Below are 17,710 nucleotides of genomic sequence, written 5' to 3'. Positions count from 1 at the left end.
CTCTCCCCAAAGGGACGGCAACCCTCTACGGCGGGAAGGAGGGTTGACCAAGGGTCCCACGTAGTGGATAACGGATTCCGACAAAGGGAGTAAACCTGCACTGTTACGGAGACCCCGATGGCAAGCGCGGCTTCTCCCGCATTGGTCGGGCGCGACACCCAGTTGCGGCTGCTCACCGGCGCCATCGCGGAGCCCCCCTCCGTCATCCAGGTGCAGGGCGAGGCGGGCATCGGCAAGACCAGGCTCGTCAGAGCGGCCATCGACCCCCTGCGTCAAAGCGGGCGAACCGTGCTGCTCGGCCACTGCCACCAGATCCGCGAGCCGCTCCCGTACGGCCCGGTGCTCGACGCGCTCCGGGACGTCGCCCCGGCGCTCCCGCCCCAGGACCGGCTCAGCCCGCTCACCGGCGTCCTGCGCGGCCACCTGCCCGAGCTGGCCGGCCACCTCCCGCCCGCCCCCTCGCCGCCGGCGTTCGACGACCCGCGGGCCGAGCGGCACCGGCTGTTCCGGGCCGTCCACGCGCTGCTGGCCGCGGCCGGTCCCGTCGTCCTCGTCGTGGAGGACCTGCACTGGGCCGACGACGGCACCCGTGACCTGCTGCGTTTCCTCACCGACCAGCCGCCCGACGGGCTGGCGCTGGTGGTGACGTTCCGGCGGGAGGAGCTGCCGGTGCCGGGGCTGCCGTTCGGGCACGCGTACCGGCGGACTCCCGGGGTGCGCGGCGAGGTGATCTCGCTGACCCCGCTCGACGTCGAGGGCGTGCGCAGCCTCACCGGCGCGCTGCTCGGCCGGTCGGCGCCGACCCCCGAGTTCGCCGCCCGGCTGCACGAACGCACCGCGGGCGTGCCGTTCGTGATCGAGGAGGTGGTGCGCTCGCTGCTCGACGACGAGGGCCGCTTACCCGAGCCGGACGCGCTCGACCGCATGGCCGTGCCGCTGCTGCTGCGCGAGGCGATGGCCGAACGGCTCGCCGGGCTGTCACCGGCCGCGCTGCGCATCGTGCGCGCCGCCGCCGTCCTGGGGCTGCCCGCCGACGAGACCCTGATCGCCGCCGTCTCCGCGCCCACCCCGTCCGAACCCGGGCTGGGCCAGGCGCTGGAGGCCGGCGTGCTGCTCGAGCACAAGGACGGCCAGTACGGCTTCCGCCACACCCTCGCCCAGCAGGCCGTCTACGACACGATCCCCGGCCCCGAGCGCCGCCAGATCCACCACCGGGCCATGACCGCGCTGTCCGGGCTCGACCTGCCGCCCCTCGTCCAGCTCGCCCACCACGCCCGCCGCGCCGGCGACTACACGGCCTGGCAGCGCCACGGCGCCGCCGCCGCCGACCACGCCGCCGCGCTCGGCGACATCCCGCTCGCCGTCGAGGTGCTCGAAGGGCTGCTCGCCGACCCCAAGCTCCCCCACGACGCCCGCGGCCCGCTGGCGCTCAGGCTCAGCAGGGTCGCCGCCATCGGCCTGTCCCACCGCCGCGTCGTACGCATCCTGCGCCACCTGCTGTCGGACGACTTCTTGTCCCCGCAGGTACGCGGCCAGGCCCGGCTCAACCTGGGCGTGCTCCTGTCCAACCAGGCGGGCGCGGTCGCCGCCGGCCGCCAGGAGATCCTGGCCGCGCTCCCCGACCTGCACGACAGCCCCAGCCTGGCCGCGCGGGGGCTGGCCCTGCTGGCGATGCCCGCGTGGGGCGGCGAGCCGCTCTCCATGCACCAGGAGTGGATGGTCCAGGCGGAGAAGCTCCTCGACGACCGCGACCCCGAGCTGACCGCCGCCGTGCTGGTCAACAAGGTCACGTTCGCTATGCTGATCGGCGCGCCCGACGCCTTCGAGCTGGTCGGGGAGCTGCCGGTCAACGACCCGGCCCCGGCCGTGCGCCGCCAGGTGGCACGCGGCTACTCCAACCTGTACGACGCCGCGGTGGCGCTCGGACACTACGCGGCGGCCGAGCGGTTCGCGGACCAGAGCAGGCGCATCGCCGAGGAGACCGGCGCGCTCTACCCGGAGTTCCTGCTGGAGATGTCATCGATCCGGCTCGACCTGCTGACCGGCCGCTGGAAGGGGCTGCGCGAGCGGGCCGTCGCCGCCGTCGAGATGAGCTTCGAGGCGCCGCTGCTGGCGGTGGACGCCCGGCTGACGCTCGGCATGCTGGCCCTGGCCAGGGGCGAGTGGGACGAGGCCGGCGAGCACCTGGAGGCGGCCGGCGTGCGCGACCTGGACTCGGGCTTCCTGCCCGTCGCCGCGGCGGCCTCCGGCGGGCTGGTGGAGCTGCACCTGACCCGCGACTCCCCGGAGTCGGCGCTGCGCGAGGCCGATCTGGCGGTCGGCAGGCTCCGGCGCAAGGGCGTGTGGGTGTGGGGCGACCAGCTCGTGCCGGCCGCCGTCCTCGCACTGCTCAAGGCGGGCAGGCGGGGCGCGGCGGCGGATCTGGTGGCGGAGTTCGCGGCGGGGATCGAGGGCAGGAACGCGCCGTCCGCGGAGGCCGGGCTGGACGCCGCCAGAGGGGCACTGGCCCAGGACGCGGAGGAGGCGGCCCGCCACCACGCCAGGGCCCGGAGCGCGTATGAGGCGATGCCGCGGCCGTACGGCGCGGCGCGGGCGGCCGAGGCCGAAGCGGTCGCGCGGTTCGCGTTCGGCGACCGGGCGCGGGCCGCCGACCTCGTCGCCGACGCGGGCGAGCGGTACGCGGCGCTCGGCGCCACCCACGACGCGGCCCGCTGCCGCCACCTGCTGCGCGAGATCGATCCGACCGGGGCGCGGCGCAGGGGCCGGCGGGGCCGCAGCGGGGTGCTGTCACCCCGGGAGAGCGAGGTGGCCAGGCTGGTCGCGCTCGGCCGGACGAACCGGGAGATCGCGGAGGTGCTGTTCCTTTCGCGCCGCACGGTGGACACCCACGTGGCCAGGGTGCTGCAGAAGCTCGGCGTGCGGACGAGGGCGGACGTGCGGGAGCCCCGGCCGGACGACCGGCCGGGGCTCGTGGAGAGCTAGACGGTGATGCTCCAGGAGTCGATGAAGCCGGTGTCACCGGCGTAGACGTCCTCGATGTCGAGCACCCAGGTGCCCGCCGCCTGCTGGCTCACCGGGACGGAGAACGTCCTGGTGCCGTACTGCGTGCAGGTCGTGCCGCCGTACCTGTCGACCGCGTACCAGGTGCCGCTCGGCCCGCGTACCCAGATGTCGAGGTCCTCCGCGCACGTGTGGCTGATCGTGATCGAGATCCGGACCGGTGAGGTCGCGGTGCCCGTCGCGGTGGAGGTGATCGAGCTCTGGGTGTTGTTGAAGTCGGTGATCGGATAGTTGGTGTCGTTGGTGAACGTCCGGCCGCCGGAGGTGGTCTGGACGGTCAGCGCGTACGTCGCCGTGTGCGTGCCCGTCACGCCGGTGCCCGTCACCGTGACGGTGTAGCTGCCGGCCGGAGTGGTGGGCGCGGTCGAGATCGTCAGCGTGGACGAGCCGCCCGAGGTCACCGAGGCCGGGTTGAACGCGGCCGTGGCGCCGGTCGGCAGGCCGCTGGCCGACAGGTTCACCGTCTGCGCGGTGCCCGCCGTGGTGGCCGTGCTGACCGTGGACGTGGCCGCCGAGCCCGCCTGCACCGTGCCGGACGTCGGGCTGAGCGAGATCGAGAAGTCACGCGTCGGCGGGTTCGAGCTGACGGTGAGCGCGTACGTCGCCGTGTGCGACGTCGAGCCGGTTCCCGTGACGGTGATGTTGTACGTGCCCGCCGCCGTCGACGAGCCGACCGAGAGCGTCAGCGTCGAGGAGTTGCCCGAGGTCACCGACGACGGGCTGAAGCTCGCCGTGGTGCCGCTGGGCAGCCCGGACGCGCTCAGGGTCACGGTCTGGGCGCTGCCGGAGGTGGTCTGCGTGCCGACCGTGGCCGTCGCCGAGCCGCCGGGAGCCGCGCTGCCGGAGGTCGGGCTGAGCGAGATCGAGAAGTCGCTGGTCGAGGTGCCGCACGCGGGCTCGCCCGAGGCCGCCGCCACGCTGACCGCGCTCCACGCCGCCTTGGTGGTGTTGCACTGGGCGCTGTTGGCGCCGAACAGCTCGATCGCGGCCGCGACCGAGGCGGCGCGGATGTTCGTGTAGCGCCAGGACGAGGTCTTGCGGGCCAGCGCGCCCATGTAGATCTTGCCGGCGTTCTGGATGCCGACACCGGTGACCGACGAGGGGCCGCCGGAGCAGATCGGGCTGGACGGCTTGCCGCCGCCGGGGTTGTTGCCCTCGGCCAGCAGGTAGAACCAGTGGTTCAGCGGGCCCGCCGCCGCATGCACCTCGGTGCTCGGGATCGAGGAGGAGTAGCAGTTCGGGTCGCCGAGCGCGCTCGGGTTGTACATGTTCCGGATCGGCCCGTCGCCGACCAGGTCGACCTCCTCGCCGACCAGGTAGTCGGCCGGGTCGTTCGGGTTGGCGGCGTACGCCTCGGTGAGCGCGCCGAAGATGTCACCGGTGCCCTCGTTGATGCCGCCGTTCTCGTTGCCCGATCCGGCGCCGCCCGGGGTGGTCTGGAAGATCGCGTGCCCGAACTCGTGCGCCACGACGTCGATGGGGGTCGCCTGCCGGGCGTTGTCCTGGCTGTGGCCGAAGTTGGTGTAGCTGCCGTTCCAGTAGGCGTTCACGTCGGCGAGCCCCACCCGCGCGGGGAAGCCGCGGCCGCTGCCGTTGATGCCGCTGCGGCCCAGCCAGTCGCGCAGCATGTCCCACTCGCGCTGCACGCTGTAGAGCGCGTCCACGCAGGCGGTCTCCAGGTTGGTGCCGGAGGCGTTGCCCCACGCGTCGTCGGTGCCGGTGTAGGCGCTGCCGTTCTGGCCGCCGCACTGGATGCCGGGCCTGGACGTGTCGGTCATCGAGTACGAGCTGCCGGAGCCGCTCGTCCCGATGGTGACCTGGCCGTAGTAGTAGCCGTTGCCGGTGCCGGCGCGTACGAGGTCGTACGAGTCGGCGATCTCACCGGTACGCGCGTCCACGAACACGTGCTGGATGCTCGGCTTGCCGTCGGAAATGCCGCTGACCATGGCGTCCCAGGCCAGCCTCGGCTTCTCGCCCCAGGCCAGGACGACCAGGCGGGGCGCCGCGGTGTCGTCCACGCGCGAGAGCTTGGTCCTGGCGACCTCGGTGGCCTTGGCGGCGCTGACCGTGGCCCTGGTCGGCACGTCACCCGGGGTCGGGCCCGTCGCCGCGACCGTGTCCCGGACGTTCCCCGCCGCGTCGGTGACCACGACGGCGTCGCCGCCGACCATCGGCAGGCCCTTGTAGGTGCGCTCGTACGACACGTAGAACATGTCGGCCGCGCCCGGGGTGACCGCCACGCGGCTGTAGGCCTCGTCGGGGCCCCGGGTGAGCTCGTCGAGCTGGCTGGAGACGGCCTTGTCGGCCACCTGTGCGGCGAGCGAGGCGGGGTCACTCACGCGCGCCGTCTGCTGCTGCTGCTGCGGTGCGGCTCCCGGAGGGGCGGCGTTCGCGGGCGGCGTCTGTAACGCCAGGGTCGTGGCCGTGGCCACGCCGACGACCGCCGCGAGTAAGGCTTTGCGTTTCACGGCTGTGCTGCTCCTTTCGAAGATCTCCCTCGGGGTCGGCGCGCTTCGTGAGCGCACGACGGCCCGCGCGCCGCACGGGGATCGCCTCGGCGGCGGGATTGCAGGGAGATTGGGGGGTGGAAGCTAGCAGTGCTGTTGCGCCTTGATGCCGCGACGCTAAACGGTCACTCCCGACTGGGAAATACGTATACGCATCGGTAGGTATACCGATAATTCCGTTTCAACTGCTCAGTTGGGGGACAATCGGGGCGTGCAATTCGGCATCCTGGGCCCGCTCCAGGTGCGCTCCCCCGGTGGCGAGCCCCTGGCGATCGGCGGTCCGCGCCCGCGTGCCCTGCTCGCGTTGCTGCTGCTCGACGCCGGGCGCATGGTGAGCGTCGAACGGCTCATCGACGGCCAGTACGGCGACCGGCCGCCCACGGAGGCCGCCAACGCCATCCAGGCGCAGATCTCCCGGCTCAGGCGGAGCCTGCCGGCCGGCCTGATCGAGTTCCACGGGGCGGGATACCGGCTGGCGGTCTCGCCGGACGACGTGGACGCGCACCGGTTCGAGCGGCTGTCCCGCGAGGGGCGCAGGCTGCTGGCGGCCGGTCGATTCCCGGGAGCCGCCTCCTCGCTGAGGGAGGCCCTGGAGCTGTGGCGGGGGCCGGCGCTCGCGGACGTGGCCGACGCGCCGTTCGCGGGGCCGCAGGCGCTCCGGCTGGAGGAGCTGCGGGTGTCGGCCATGGAGGACCTGATGGAGGCCGAGCTGGGCCTGCCCGAGGGCAGCCCGGTGGCCGCGCTGCAGGACCTGGTGGCCGCGCATCCGCTGCGCGAGCGGCCACGCGGGCTGCTGATGCGCGCGCTGGAGGCGGCGGGGCGGCCGTCCGAGGCGCTGACGGTCTTCGACGAGACGCGCCGCCTGCTCGCCGACGAGCTCGGCACCGACCCCTCACCCGAGCTGGCGGCCCTGCACCTGGACATCCTGCGCGCCGAGCGGCACCAGGTCCGGCGGGTCGCGCCGCCGGCCCAGCTGAACCGGCTCGTCGGGCGGGAGGAGGAGCTCGCACGGCTGGCCGCCCTGAGCGGAGTCCGCCTGGTGACGCTCGTCGGCCCCGGCGGCATCGGCAAGACCCGCCTGGCCATCGAAGCCACCACCCGCCTCCAACCCCCGGGCACGACCTCCGCTGACGGGGGTGCGGTGCGACGTGCCCGGGAGGCGTGTTTCGTGGACCTGTCGCTGGTGGACGGGACCGGGCAGGTGGCGGGGGCGGTGCTGGCGGCGCTCGGGTTGCGCGAGTCGGCGCTGCACGGGCTCCCCGACCCCACCGAACGCCTGGTGGCGGCGCTGGCCGAACAGGACCTCCTCCTCGTCCTGGACAACTGCGAACACGTGCTCGCCGAGGTCGCCACGCTGGCCCGCCGCCTCCTCGCCGCCGCCCCCGACCTGATGATCATGGCCACGAGCAGGGAGCCGCTGGGCATCACCGGCGAGCACCTGGTCCCCCTGGCGCCCCTGCCCACCGACCCGGCCGTCACGCTGTTCGCCGAACGGGCGGCGGCGGTGCGGCAGGAGTTCGCGGTCGGGCCCGGCAACCTGGACGCCGTCCTGCGGATCTGCGCGGCGCTGGACTGCCTGCCGCTGGCCATCGAGCTGGCGGCGGCCCGGATGCGCACGTTCGGCGTGGAGGAGATCGCCACCCGGCTGGCCGAGCACGACAGGTTCAGGCTGCTGTCGCGCGGCGACCGTACCGCCCCCATGCGCCACCAGACGCTGCACGCCATCGTGGAGTGGAGCTGGAGCCTGCTCGACGCCGAGGAGCAGGCGCTGGCCAGGCAGTTCTCCGTGTTCGCCGGGGGTGCGAGCCTGGAGGCGGTGGAACGGGTGTGCGGCGCGGACAGCGCCGACCTGCTGGCCGATCTGGTGGACAAGTCGCTGGTCGAGACCGACGGCGAGCGCTACCACATGCTCGACACCATCCGCCTGTTCTGCGCGGAGCGGCTGGCGGAGGCGGGCGAGGAGGACCGGCTGAGAGCGGCCCATGCCGCCTGGTTCCTGGAGTTCGCGCGCCGCGCCGACGGGCACCTCTACAGCGCCGGGCAGCTCCGGTGGCTGGCCCTGCTCTCGGCCGACAACGCGAACCTGCAGGCGGCGCTGCGGTGGGGCGTCGAGCACGACCCGCCGGGGGCGGCGCGGCTGGTGTCGGCGCTGGCCATGTACTGGTGGCTCAGCGGGCGGCGGGGGGAGGCGACCCCGCATGTCGTGCGCCTCCTCGACGCGACAGGGCCCGAACTGGCCGAGGAGTACGTGCTGGTGGTGCTGCACGCCGTACCCCGCGCCGACTCCCCGCACTGGAAGCAGGCCCGGACGGTCATCGGCTCGCTGGACCGGCCGATGCGGTCCCGGTTCGGCCCGGCCCTGTGGGGGATGCTCGCGGGGCCGCCCCCGCCCGGGGAGGCGGCCGCCGTCCACGTGATCGGGTCCGATCCCTGGAGCAAGGCGCTCGGACGGTTCAGCGGCGCACTGCTGGAGCTGCTGAGCGGCGGCGGCGTCGCCGGCGCGGAGCGGGGCCTGGAGTCGATGGTCGCGGAGTTCGGCGCCTTGGGTGAGCGCTGGGGCAAGACACAGGGGCTCGACTGGCTCGGGCTGATCGCGAGCTGGCGCGGCGAGTGGGGACGCGCCATGGGGCTGTGGCAGGAAGCGGTCGGCCTGCTCGAAGAGCTCGGGGCGATGGAGGAGCTGGTGGACGTGCTGCACCGGCGCGCCGAGGCGCACTGGCGGGCCGGTGACGCTCCGGCCGCCCGCGCCGACTGCGAGCGGGCCGGGGAGCTGGCGCGCCGGCTCGGGCGGCCGGAACAGACGGCATGGGTGGGTCTGCGGCTGGGCGAGATGGCCCGCCTGGAGGGTGACCTGGCGGGGGCGTCCCGCCACTTGGAGGCCGCGTTCGCCGCCTCCGAGATCGGCCTGTTCCAGGCCCACGGGGCCAGGTCGCACGTGCTGACGGCGCTCGGCCGCCTGGCCGAGGCGACCGGCGACGCCCCCGAGGCCGCGCGCCGGCACGCGGAGGCGCTGGCCATGACGTTGAATTCGCCGCTGACCACCGACCTCGCCGACGCCGTGGAAGGCCTGGCGGGCCAGTGCCTGCTGGACGCCACGGAAGACCCGGCGGGCCGGCAGCTGGACGGCGCGGCGGCGGGCAGCGGACCGGCGGAGCGGGCGGCGGTGCTGCTGGGTGTGGGGGTGGCGCTGCGCGGCATGGCCGTGGCCGGGGATCGGGACGTCGCCAGGATCGCCGCCGCCGCCACGGAGGTCCTCGGGCCCGCGGGATTCGCGGCGGCGTACTCCAAGGGAGCATCGATGAGCAGGGACGACGCGCTCGCCACCCTGATCGAGACCCCGGGCCCGGACCGCCGACCCAGCCGCCGACCCAGCCGCTGACGGGGTCCGCCCCGGCTGTCAGCCGGTAGTCGCCCCGCTGTCAGCGGCGCTCGCGAAGCTGACGGACATGAAGAACACCAACGTCCTCATCTCCGGCGCCAGCATCGGCGGCCCCGCCCTCGCCCTCCTGCTCTCCCGCTACGGCTTCAACGTCACCGTCGTCGAGAAGGCCCCGTCGCTGCGCCCCGGCGGCCAGGCCGTCGACTTCAAGGGCCACACCCACCGCACCGTCCTGACCCGCATGGGGGTGCTCAAGGACATCGAGGCACTCCAGACCGGCGGCAGCGACCAGGTGATCGTCGACGCGGACGGCCACAAGCTGACGGTCATTCCCGGCGAGTTCACCGGCGGCGAGATCGAGATCAAGCGCGGCGACCTGTCCAGGGTCTTCTACGAACGCACCGCCGCGAGCTGCGAGTACGTCTTCGGCGACTCGATCACCTCGCTCACCGAGACCCCCGGTGGCGTGCACGTCACCTTCGAACGCTCCGCCCCCCGCACGTTCGACCTGGTGGTGGGGGCGGACGGCATCCACTCCAACGTCCGCCGCCTCGCCTTCGGCCCCGAGGCCGACTACGTGAAGCACCTCGGCTACTACTACGCCCTGGTCGACGTCGAGGGGGAGTTCGGCACGGTCGCGAAGATGTACAACGAGCCCGGCAGGATGGCCGCCGTCGGCGGGCCGAAGGCGCCCGCGTTCTTCGTCTTCGCCTCCGAGCGCCTCGACTACGACCGGTACGACATGCGGCAGCAGAAGGACCTGCTGACCCGCGCCTACGCGGGCATGGGCTGGCAGGGCCCGGCGCTCATGGAGGCGGTGCGCCGCTCCCCGGACGTCTACCTCGACTCCCTCAGCCAGGTCACCATCGACCGCTACAGCCAGGGCCGCGTGGTGCTGCTCGGCGACGCCGCGTACGGCAACACCCTGGCCGGCTTCGGCACGGGCCTGGCCGCGGTCGGCGCGTACGTGCTCGCGGGCGAGCTCAAGCGGGCCGGCGGCGATCACCGCGTGGCCTTCGCGCAGTACGAGGAGCAGATGCGCGGATACGCCAAGGTCGCCAAGAACGGCAACGCGGGCCCCTTCCTCGCCCCCCGCACCAGGAAGGGGATCCGGATGCGGAACTGGATGTTCAAGTACGGCTTCCTGCTCGGTTGGATGATGAAGATGACCGACAAGTTCGCGAACGACATCACGCTGAAGGAGTACTGAACCTTTCGCGCATCGACCGCATCCAACCCACACATGAACAAGATTCAGCAGCTTGCCGCCCTGTCCGTGCTGCCCGTCGCCGCGGTCTTGATCGCCTTCCCCGCCCAGGCCGCGGAGCGCCCCACCTGCCCCGTTCCGACCAAGGCGGAGGTGAAGCGGTCGGGCGACAGCAACGTCGACCAGCCGGCCAGGGGCGCCACCGCCATCAAGGGGGTCCGCGTCAACTACATCCCGAAGGGCTTCACGTACGGCGGGGTCGTCATCAGCAAGCACGACGGCATCAGCGAGTACGGCTACCAGTGGGGGGACGACCGCCCCAACGCGGACATCAAGCAGCGCTCACTCTGGGTCAGGATCGTGTGCTGGCCGAAGGCGAGCAAGCCGGCGCAGCTCAAGAACGGGCCGTTCGACATGGGGACGTTCTCCGGCGACACCGAGACCGTGAAGATCGGCGGCCGTCAGGTGCTCACCCAGGAGGGCGACGGCGCGCTCGGCGACGGCCGGTACGCGGGATGGGTCGAGCGCAAGGGAGTCGTCGTCACCGTGATGGCCAGCACGCCCCTCGTCCCCGAGCTGTCGAAGATCATCAAGGGGATCAAGCTCTGAGCAGGCCGACCCCGCCGTCGATGCGCAGCTGCGGGGGGCCGTCCAGAAGGGGGATGTGGGGCTCGTCGTCGCCGATGTGCCAGTCCTGGACGGGCACCAGGCCCGGCTCCATCAGCTCGAACCCGTCGAACAACTCCAGCACCTCGTCCCGCGTCCGGAACCGCGCCTGCGCGGGGGTGCCCGCCGTCGCCATCGTGAGCTGGGCGATCGCCTCGGGGGCGCTCTCCGCCATCCCGTGGGTGGCCACCAGACAGCTGCCCGGCACCATGCGCTTCCTGAAGGCGGCCACGATGCCGCCGGGGTCCTCCTCGTCCATGACGTAGTGGAGCACCCCGACCATCAGCACGCACACCGGCTGCTCGAAGTCGATCAGGCCGGTGACGCTGGGGTCGGAGAGCACGTCTTCGGGGCGGCGCAGATCGGCCTGGATGCTGGCGACACCCGGCGAGTCGGCGAGCAGCACCTGCGCGTGCAGCCGCACCACCGGGTCATAGTCCACATAGACCACCCGGCAGGCCGGGTTCACCGAGCGGACGGTCTCGTGGATGCTGGGCGAGGTCGGGATGCCGGTGCCCAGGTCGATGAACTGCCGCAGGCCCTGCTTCGCCAGATGGCGGACGGCCTCGACCTGGAACCTGCGGTTGGCCCTGGCGACCAGACGGGTGTCCGGGGCGACCGCGAGGAGTTTCTCCGCCACTGCCCGGTCGACCGCGACGTGGTCCTTGCCGCCGAGCAGATAGTCGTACACCCGGGCGGAGCTGGGAACCGTCGGGTCCACTCCGGGCGGAACGCGTTCTAGCTCGGTCACTGGGGGCCGTCTCCTTCCACGCGTGCGACTCCGAACGCCATACTACTCGGCAGTCCCGCACGTAATAGGGCAGATTACGCAGGCAACCTCAAGCCGGACGGGCAGCCCGAACAGAACAGGTTCTGCCCTGCCCCGCCGATCAGGAGAAGCGAGCCAGGAGCTCCTCGGCGGCGGCGAAGCCGGCGACCACGTCGGCCACCGTGCGCCGCTCGCGCACCATGCCCACGGCCTGCCCCGCGTAGATGCAGGCCGTGTCGAAGTCACCTTCGGCCCGCGCCGCCGCCTGCCGGGCCGGGGCGTCGTCGTCCGCGGCCAGCTCGTCCTCCCGCCCGGCCCACCGGTCGAAGAACGCGTTGCGCAGCGCCCGCCCGCCGAACTCGGGCGGCCAGTCCAGGCGCTGGGCGATGTCGAAGACCCGCCCGTACGCGGTGCCCGTCTCCTCGGCCGCCAGCAGGCGCTCGGTGGCCGTCTCCGACAGGGCCGTCTCCGCGCATCCCATGAAGGCCGTCCCCACCCAGGCCCCGGCGGCGCCGGCGGCCAGCACGGCGGCGAGCCCGCGCGCGGTCGAGATGCCGCCCGCCGCGAGCACCGGGACGCTCACCGCGTCGAGCACGCTCTGCAGCAGCGGCAGCGTGCCCACCGCGTCGCGCCCGTGACCGCCCGCCTCGGCCCCGCGCGCCACGACCGCGTCCACCCCGGCCTGCTCGGCGGCGCGGGCCTCGTCGGTCGTGCCCGCCTGGGTGACGACCGTGACGCCCGCCTGCCGGAGCTCCTCCACATAACGCGCGTACGGCCCGAAGCTCACGGAGACGATCGTGGGCCGGAGCTCGAGCACGGCGTCGAACTGGGCCGGGTTGCCGGCCAGCGCCCAGGCCATGAGCCCGATCCCGTACGGACCGCCGCCCGCGACGGCGGCCTCCTTGGTGATCCACTCACCCGTGGCCGCGGCGGCGACCCCGATCATGCCGAGCGCGCCCGCCTCGGAGACGGCGGCGGCCAACCGGCCCGCGCCCACCCCCGCCATCGGCGCCCCCACCACGGGCACCGCCAGGCCGAACCGTTCGGTAAGCCATGTGCGCAAGGTCATCTCCCCATAGAAAACCCCTGTTGAGACCAGTCTTCCACGGCCTTCCCGACCCCCGGACCGGAAAATACAGCCGGATGACCGATGCGCTCGCGGCACACACCTGTGCATCCTGGTGGGGAACGGCTTTCGTTCCGCAGCGGAGAGGAGTCACGAGGGCATGGACAACGCGGCAGGCCGCCCGACCGTGATCTTGGACAATGGCGTGGTCGGCAGGGTCATGCTGGCACATCCCTCCAGGCGCGACCTCGTGCTCGTGCTCGGCATGGACGGCACCCTGCTCAGCTGCCAACTCGACGACATCGCCTGTGTGGTCGGGGGCAAGCCCCTCTGCCGCGACGGCTGACCGGCGGGCCGGAGGTTCTAGGCACCGGCCACGATGCCGCCGATCAGGCTCGCGGCCGCGAAGTCGTTGGTGAGCCGGTTCTTGGTGAGCGCGAACGCGGTGCCGGTCGCCGTGTCGGCCCAGGCCGCGCTGCCGCCCGCCCCGGGCACCCCGAACACCGTCGGGCTCGCCTCGGCGGTCGAGCCGGGGCCTCCGATGCCGTACCCGAGCCCCCAGGTCGTCGGCATGCCGAACACCTCGTCGAGCCCGCTGGAGGCCACCGCCGTCGCCTCGCGCAGCCGGCCGGACGGGATCAGCCGCGTCCCGTCCACCTCGCCGAGCAGCGCGGCGTACATCCGCGCGATGGCCCGGGCCGAGGTCTTGCCGCCCGCGGGGATGTCGGAGGACAGGTAGTCGCCGCGGTTGCCCAGCTCGGCGGTCGGCATCAGCGTCATCGGCCCCGCCTTGAACATCGGCAGGTCCGCCGGCATCTCGCCCCACGCCGCCGGGTCCACCGGCGCATCCTCCAGCCTGGCCAGCCGGTGGTGCTCGGTCTCCGGCATCCCGAAGTAGAGCTCGTCGGCCACCCCCAGCGGGCCCGCCACGTCCTCCAGCAGCACCTGCGAGATGGGCTTGCCGGTGACCCGCCGGACGATCTCGCCGACCAGGAACCCGAACGTGTACGCGTGGTAGCCCACCTTCGTGCCCGGCTCCCACCACAGCTCGGCGTCCTCCAGCGCGGCGACCATCTTGTCCCAGTCGCAGACGTCCTCAGGCGTGGTGTCGAGCGGCACCCCCGGCACGCCCGCCGTGTGCGACAGCACGTGGCGTACGGTCACGCCCTGCTTGCCGTGCCGCCCGAACTCCGGCCACAGCTCCGCCACCGGGGTGTCGTAACCGAACAGCCCTCGCTCGGCCAGCACATGAGCCACGGTCGCGGTGGCGCCCTTGCCGATCGAGAAGTTGTAGAAAGGCGTGTCAGCCGTGACAGGCCGCCCGGTCCCGGGGTCGGCCACGCCCGCCACCACATCCACGACCTGGACGCCGTCACGATAGACGGCCACCTGGAGCCCGCGCTCCGCGCCTGACTCGACGAGCCCGTCGGCGGCTTCCTGCACCTGCTGCTGAAGATCACTCATGTCCTGCTCTGTCCTTTTCATCGGTGGAACTAGACGGTACCGTACCCACATAAGTACGGAACTGTCTAGTACTGTGTTCTCGTCGAAGGGCGAAGGGATGGGCATGGCACCGGAAGAGGACGGCCGCACGGCACGCAAGCGCAGGCAGATCATGGATGCGGCCCGGCCGGTGTTCCTGCGCAACGGCTACGTGGGCGCGAGCATGGACGAGGTGGCGGCGCTGGCGTCGGTCTCGAAGCAGACCGTCTACAAGCACTTCACCGACAAGGAGCAGCTGTTCACGAGCATCATCCTCGACACGACGACCCAGGTCGAAGGGCTGGCCAAGCTCATCACCGCGGCGCTCGACGACAGCGAGGACCTGGCGAAGGACCTGGGCGAGCTGGCCCGCCAGTTCCTCGGCGCGCTCATGCGGCCCGACGTGCTCCGCCTGCGCCGGCTGGTGATCGCCGAGGCCGACCGGTTCCCCGACCTCGGCCGCACCTGGTACCAGCAGGGCTTCGAGCGCTCGCTGGAGACCCTGGCCGCCGCCTTCGACCGCCTGGCCACCCGTGGCCTGCTCCGCCCGGACGACCCCGAGCTGATCGCCCAGCACTTCGTGGGCCTGCTGCTGTGGGTCCCGGTGAACAAGGTCATGTTCTGGGGCGGCGGCGACCACTACACGGAGGCCGACCTCGAACGGCTCTCCGAGTCCGCCGTCGCCGCGTTCCTGCGCGCGTACGGGGCCTCCCCGACCGGCAGGGCTAGGTCAGATATTTCCTGAGCCCGGCGGCCAGGGCCACGGCCATGCGCTCGCGGAAGCCGGGGTCGGACATCTTGGCCGCGTCGCCGCGGTTGCGCATGTTGCCGCACTCGATGAACACCGCGGGGCGCACGGAGAGGTTGAGCCCGCCCAGGTCGGTGCGGGTCTGCAGCCCGTCCACGCCGGTGTAGGTGGCGTACGGCAGGCCCGTGCCGTCCCGGTAGGCGTTCCTGATGTCCGCCCCGAGGCGCCGGGACGGCTTGATGATCTGGTCGTTGTGCCCGGAGACCAGCCCCGGCATGATCACGTGAAAGCCGTGCCCGCTCGGCGCGGCGCCGTCGCCGTGGATCGACAGGACCGCGTCCGCCCTGGCCTCGTTGCCGATGGCGGCCCGCTCGGTGACGCACGGGCCGACGCCCTTGTCGTCGGGCCTGGTCAGCACGACCTTGGCGCCCATCTTCTCCAGGATCGGCCTGAGCCGGCCGGCGACGTCCCAGGTGAAGGCGTGTTCGGGGTATCCGGCGTTGGTCTGCGTGCCGGTCGTGTTGCAGGGCTTCCTGCCGGTGATGATGTCGACCTGGCGGTTGATCTCCGCGGGGTGCGCGGCGTTGCCGCCGTTGTGGCCGGGGTCGATCACCACGATCTTGCCCGCGAGCGCGCCTGCGGCCGGCGTCCGGCTCGCGGACGGTGCCGCGGGCAGCGCCGCCTCCTGCGAAACAGGCACGGCGGTGCCGCACGCCGTGGTCAGCGCGGCCAGCGTGACGACCGCCACGAATCCGGTCCGGTACGCGCACATGATCCCGACCGTACCGGCTGCCGCAGGGCAAACCCAAGACCCGCCTGACCTGCGCGTTCGTGTCGCAGCACGGCTTTCCGACACTCGAGAATTCCTCATTTTTTATCTGGCACTTTACCCAAAATCACCATTTTTCAGGACTTAGGGATAAATGGTCCTACCCGGGCGATCACGTTCTTGGTAGACATTTCCGCTGGCGGCCGAACGCCGCCGGCCGAAAGCGGGTTGTCCTTTTAAGGCGATAGTGAGCGGACCGATTCAAGGTGCTTGCCGATGATTTCTTCCTCGTCTCATGGGACACGACCGGCACGGGCAAACCCCGCCTCCACGTGCACGGCATCGCACTCGGCCTGGCGGGGCCCTGATCGGCGAACTCGTGCTGCACCAGAGAATCGCCGTGCGCGGCGTGCGGCTCGACGTGATCGACTCCGAGGACGTCATGGACAAAGTGACCAATCGGGTGCTGGCCGATATCGGGGATTCGCCGCACCACACCGACGTGCGCACGTGGCTGGCGTATCTGGCGCAGCGCTCAGTCGATGACGTGGGCGCGCGGTTGTGACCTACCGCACCTGAACACCCCCCACCCCCGGAGGAATCCGATGCTTCCCGTGAAGTCCGGGCCCGACCTCGTCGCCGGCGCGCTCGCCGCCGACCGGCTGGGCGCACCCTCGGTCGTCTACTTCGTGCTCTCCGCCGCGGCGCCGCTCACCGTCGTCGCGGGCGTGGTCACCACCGCGTACGCGGTCACCGGGATCACCGGGCTGCCCGTCGCGTTCCTGGTGGTCGGGGTGGTGCTGGCGGTCTTCGCGGTCGGGTACGTGGCGATGGCCCGCCACATGGCCAACGCGGGCGCGTTCTACACCTACATCAGCCGCGGCCTGGGCCGGCCCGCGGGCATCGCGGCCGCCTGGGTGGCGCTCATCGCGTACAACGCGCTGCAGGTGGGCCTGTACGGCGCGTTCGGGACGGCGGCCACGCCGCTGTTGGAGCGCTGGCTGGGCCTCACGCCGCCCTGGTGGCTGGTCGCGCTGGTCGCGTGGGCGCTGGTCGCGGTCCTGGGCCTGATGCGGGTGGACGTGAACGGCCGCCTGCTGGCCGTGCTGCTGACCGCCGAGGTGGCGGTCATCCTGCTGTTCGACTTCGCGGACCTGGCCCACCCGGCGGCCTCCGGGTTCTCGATGGAGACGCTGTCGCCGGGCGCCCCGCCGCGCTCGCGCTGGCCGTGATGGTCTGGCTGGCGGTGACGAACTTCGCCGCACTGCTCAACGTACCCGAGAGTGATCCGTTGACCTGGATTCTGCCCGGTGTTTACGGGGTAACTGCGGTAATTGGGGTGATTTGGGCGTTCATCCTGCGTGCCGGACAACCCGCCGTTTACTCACTGGTCGGAATGGGCGCCAAGGCGGCGACCGCCCAGGACGGCAGCTGACAGAACGAGAGGAGCCTGGGCGATGAAACAGCAGACGTGGGCGATGCGGCCGGTCATCCGTCACGCGACGGCGGACGACGCGGGACGGGTGGCGGAGCTCATCGCGACCGCGTTCTCCGGGCTGAGGGTGGTGCACTACCTCGTGCCGGAGCGCAGGGAGCGGCACCGGGTCATGACCGCCAACTTCCGGATCCTCGTCGACCACGCCGTCGAGCACGGGGAGATCCACCTCATCGACGACGGGCCCGCGGTGTCGGTCTGGTTCCCGCGCACCGCGCCGCTGCCCGAGCCGCTCGACTACGACCGCCGCCTGGCCGAGACGACGGGCGAATGGGTCGAGCGCTTCCGCGTGCTCGACGAGTTGTTCGAGGCGAACCATCCGGCGGAGCCGTACCACCATCTGGCCTTCCTGGCGGTGCACCCGGACCGCCAGAACGAGGGGCTCGGCTCGGCGCTGCTGCGCTACCAGCACGCCCGGCTGGGCGGCGTGCCCGCGTACCTGGAAGCCAGCGACCCGCGCAACCGCGACCTGTACGTGCGCCACGGCTACCGGCAGAGCGAGCCGTTCGCGCTGCCGGACGGGACGCTGTTCTGGCCGATGCGCCGTCCCGCCTGAAAGTTT

General features: G+C 72.3%; 15 protein-coding genes. 10 read left to right on the top strand and 5 right to left on the bottom strand.

Annotation, left to right across the window (positions count from 1 at the left end):
* The first annotated feature begins 117 nt into the window (after positions 1 to 117).
* Entirely contained in the window at positions 118 to 2,982 is a 2,865-nt protein-coding gene (locus tag ACWEPL_RS20150; protein WP_452437068.1) for an ATP-binding protein, read from the top strand.
* Here ACWEPL_RS20150 and ACWEPL_RS20145 read toward each other — a convergent pair.
* A complete protein-coding gene (locus ACWEPL_RS20145) occupies positions 2,979 to 5,528 on the bottom strand; it encodes a M4 family metallopeptidase (RefSeq protein WP_452437067.1) in 2,550 nt (849 codons plus the stop codon). The two genes, ACWEPL_RS20150 and ACWEPL_RS20145, sit on opposite strands and share 4 nt — an antisense overlap.
* A 250-nt stretch (positions 5,529 to 5,778) precedes the next feature.
* On the opposite strand from ACWEPL_RS20145, the gene ACWEPL_RS20140 reads away from it, so the two are divergent.
* The 3 genes from ACWEPL_RS20140 to ACWEPL_RS20130 all read left to right on the top strand — a co-directional run bounded on the left by ACWEPL_RS20140 (position 5,779) and on the right by ACWEPL_RS20130 (position 10,762).
* Complete coding sequence (locus ACWEPL_RS20140) at positions 5,779 to 8,946, top strand: BTAD domain-containing putative transcriptional regulator (protein ID WP_452437066.1); 3,168 nt, start codon at positions 5,779 to 5,781, stop codon at positions 8,944 to 8,946.
* 67 nt (positions 8,947 to 9,013) lie between these two features.
* Positions 9,014 to 10,156 carry an FAD-dependent monooxygenase gene (locus ACWEPL_RS20135; RefSeq protein ID WP_452437065.1) on the top strand — a complete coding sequence of 381 codons (1,143 nt, stop codon included), beginning with the start codon at positions 9,014 to 9,016 and terminating at the stop codon, positions 10,154 to 10,156.
* Positions 10,157 to 10,189: 33 nt separating this feature from the next.
* Positions 10,190 to 10,762, top strand: a complete 573-nt coding sequence (locus ACWEPL_RS20130) for a hypothetical protein (protein ID WP_452437064.1) — start codon at positions 10,190 to 10,192, stop codon at positions 10,760 to 10,762.
* On the opposite strand, the gene ACWEPL_RS20125 is transcribed toward ACWEPL_RS20130, so the two are convergent.
* Entirely contained in the window at positions 10,752 to 11,570 is an 819-nt protein-coding gene (locus ACWEPL_RS20125) for an SAM-dependent methyltransferase (protein WP_363978007.1), read from the bottom strand. The two genes, ACWEPL_RS20130 and ACWEPL_RS20125, sit on opposite strands and share 11 nt — an antisense overlap.
* Positions 11,571 to 11,709: 139 nt before the next feature.
* Complete coding sequence (locus ACWEPL_RS20120) at positions 11,710 to 12,651, bottom strand: NAD(P)H-dependent flavin oxidoreductase (RefSeq protein WP_452437063.1); 942 nt, start codon at positions 12,649 to 12,651, stop codon at positions 11,710 to 11,712.
* A gap of 163 nt (positions 12,652 to 12,814) precedes the next feature.
* Between ACWEPL_RS20120 and ACWEPL_RS20115 the strand changes: the two genes are divergently transcribed.
* Complete coding sequence (locus ACWEPL_RS20115) at positions 12,815 to 13,000, top strand: hypothetical protein (protein ID WP_345000866.1); 186 nt, start codon at positions 12,815 to 12,817, stop codon at positions 12,998 to 13,000.
* 17 nt (positions 13,001 to 13,017) lie between these two features.
* Here the strand turns inward: ACWEPL_RS20115 and ACWEPL_RS20110 are convergent, their stop codons facing one another.
* Positions 13,018 to 14,118, bottom strand: a complete 1,101-nt coding sequence (locus ACWEPL_RS20110; RefSeq protein ID WP_452437062.1) for a serine hydrolase domain-containing protein — start codon at positions 14,116 to 14,118, stop codon at positions 13,018 to 13,020.
* 103 nt (positions 14,119 to 14,221) lie between these two features.
* Between ACWEPL_RS20110 and ACWEPL_RS20105 the strand changes: the two genes are divergently transcribed.
* Complete coding sequence (locus ACWEPL_RS20105; protein ID WP_350723546.1) at positions 14,222 to 14,881, top strand: TetR/AcrR family transcriptional regulator; 660 nt, start codon at positions 14,222 to 14,224, stop codon at positions 14,879 to 14,881.
* Here the strand turns inward: ACWEPL_RS20105 and ACWEPL_RS20100 are convergent.
* Positions 14,862 to 15,656, bottom strand: coding sequence for an N-acetylmuramoyl-L-alanine amidase (locus ACWEPL_RS20100; protein ID WP_452437061.1), 795 nt, complete (start codon positions 15,654 to 15,656; stop codon positions 14,862 to 14,864). The two genes, ACWEPL_RS20105 and ACWEPL_RS20100, sit on opposite strands and share 20 nt — an antisense overlap.
* 292 nt (positions 15,657 to 15,948) lie before the next feature.
* Between ACWEPL_RS20100 and ACWEPL_RS20095 the strand changes: the two genes are divergently transcribed.
* From ACWEPL_RS20095 to ACWEPL_RS20080, 4 genes are read left to right on the top strand one after another with little or no spacing between them, the layout of a single operon-like run.
* Entirely contained in the window at positions 15,949 to 16,218 is a 270-nt protein-coding gene (locus tag ACWEPL_RS20095; RefSeq protein ID WP_452437060.1) for a GPP34 family phosphoprotein, read from the top strand.
* Positions 16,219 to 16,258: 40 nt separating this feature from the next.
* The gene (locus tag ACWEPL_RS20090; protein WP_363977992.1) at positions 16,259 to 16,885 is read left to right on the top strand and encodes an APC family permease; all 627 of its coding nucleotides are present in this window, start codon (positions 16,259 to 16,261) and stop codon (positions 16,883 to 16,885) included.
* A complete protein-coding gene (locus tag ACWEPL_RS20085) occupies positions 16,885 to 17,088 on the top strand; it encodes a hypothetical protein (protein WP_452437059.1) in 204 nt (67 codons plus the stop codon). Before ACWEPL_RS20090 ends, ACWEPL_RS20085 begins: the two co-directional genes overlap by 1 nt.
* A gap of 22 nt (positions 17,089 to 17,110) precedes the next feature.
* Positions 17,111 to 17,704 (top strand): GNAT family N-acetyltransferase, encoded by a 594-nt coding sequence (locus ACWEPL_RS20080; protein WP_452437058.1) that lies wholly within the window; start codon positions 17,111 to 17,113, stop codon positions 17,702 to 17,704.
* The last annotated feature ends 6 nt before the right edge of the window (positions 17,705 to 17,710 follow it).

This window comes from Nonomuraea sp. NPDC004186 (assembly GCF_053603495.1).
Note: the sequence above shows the minus strand (reverse complement) of the source record. Positions and strands in the feature narration are given on the sequence as shown.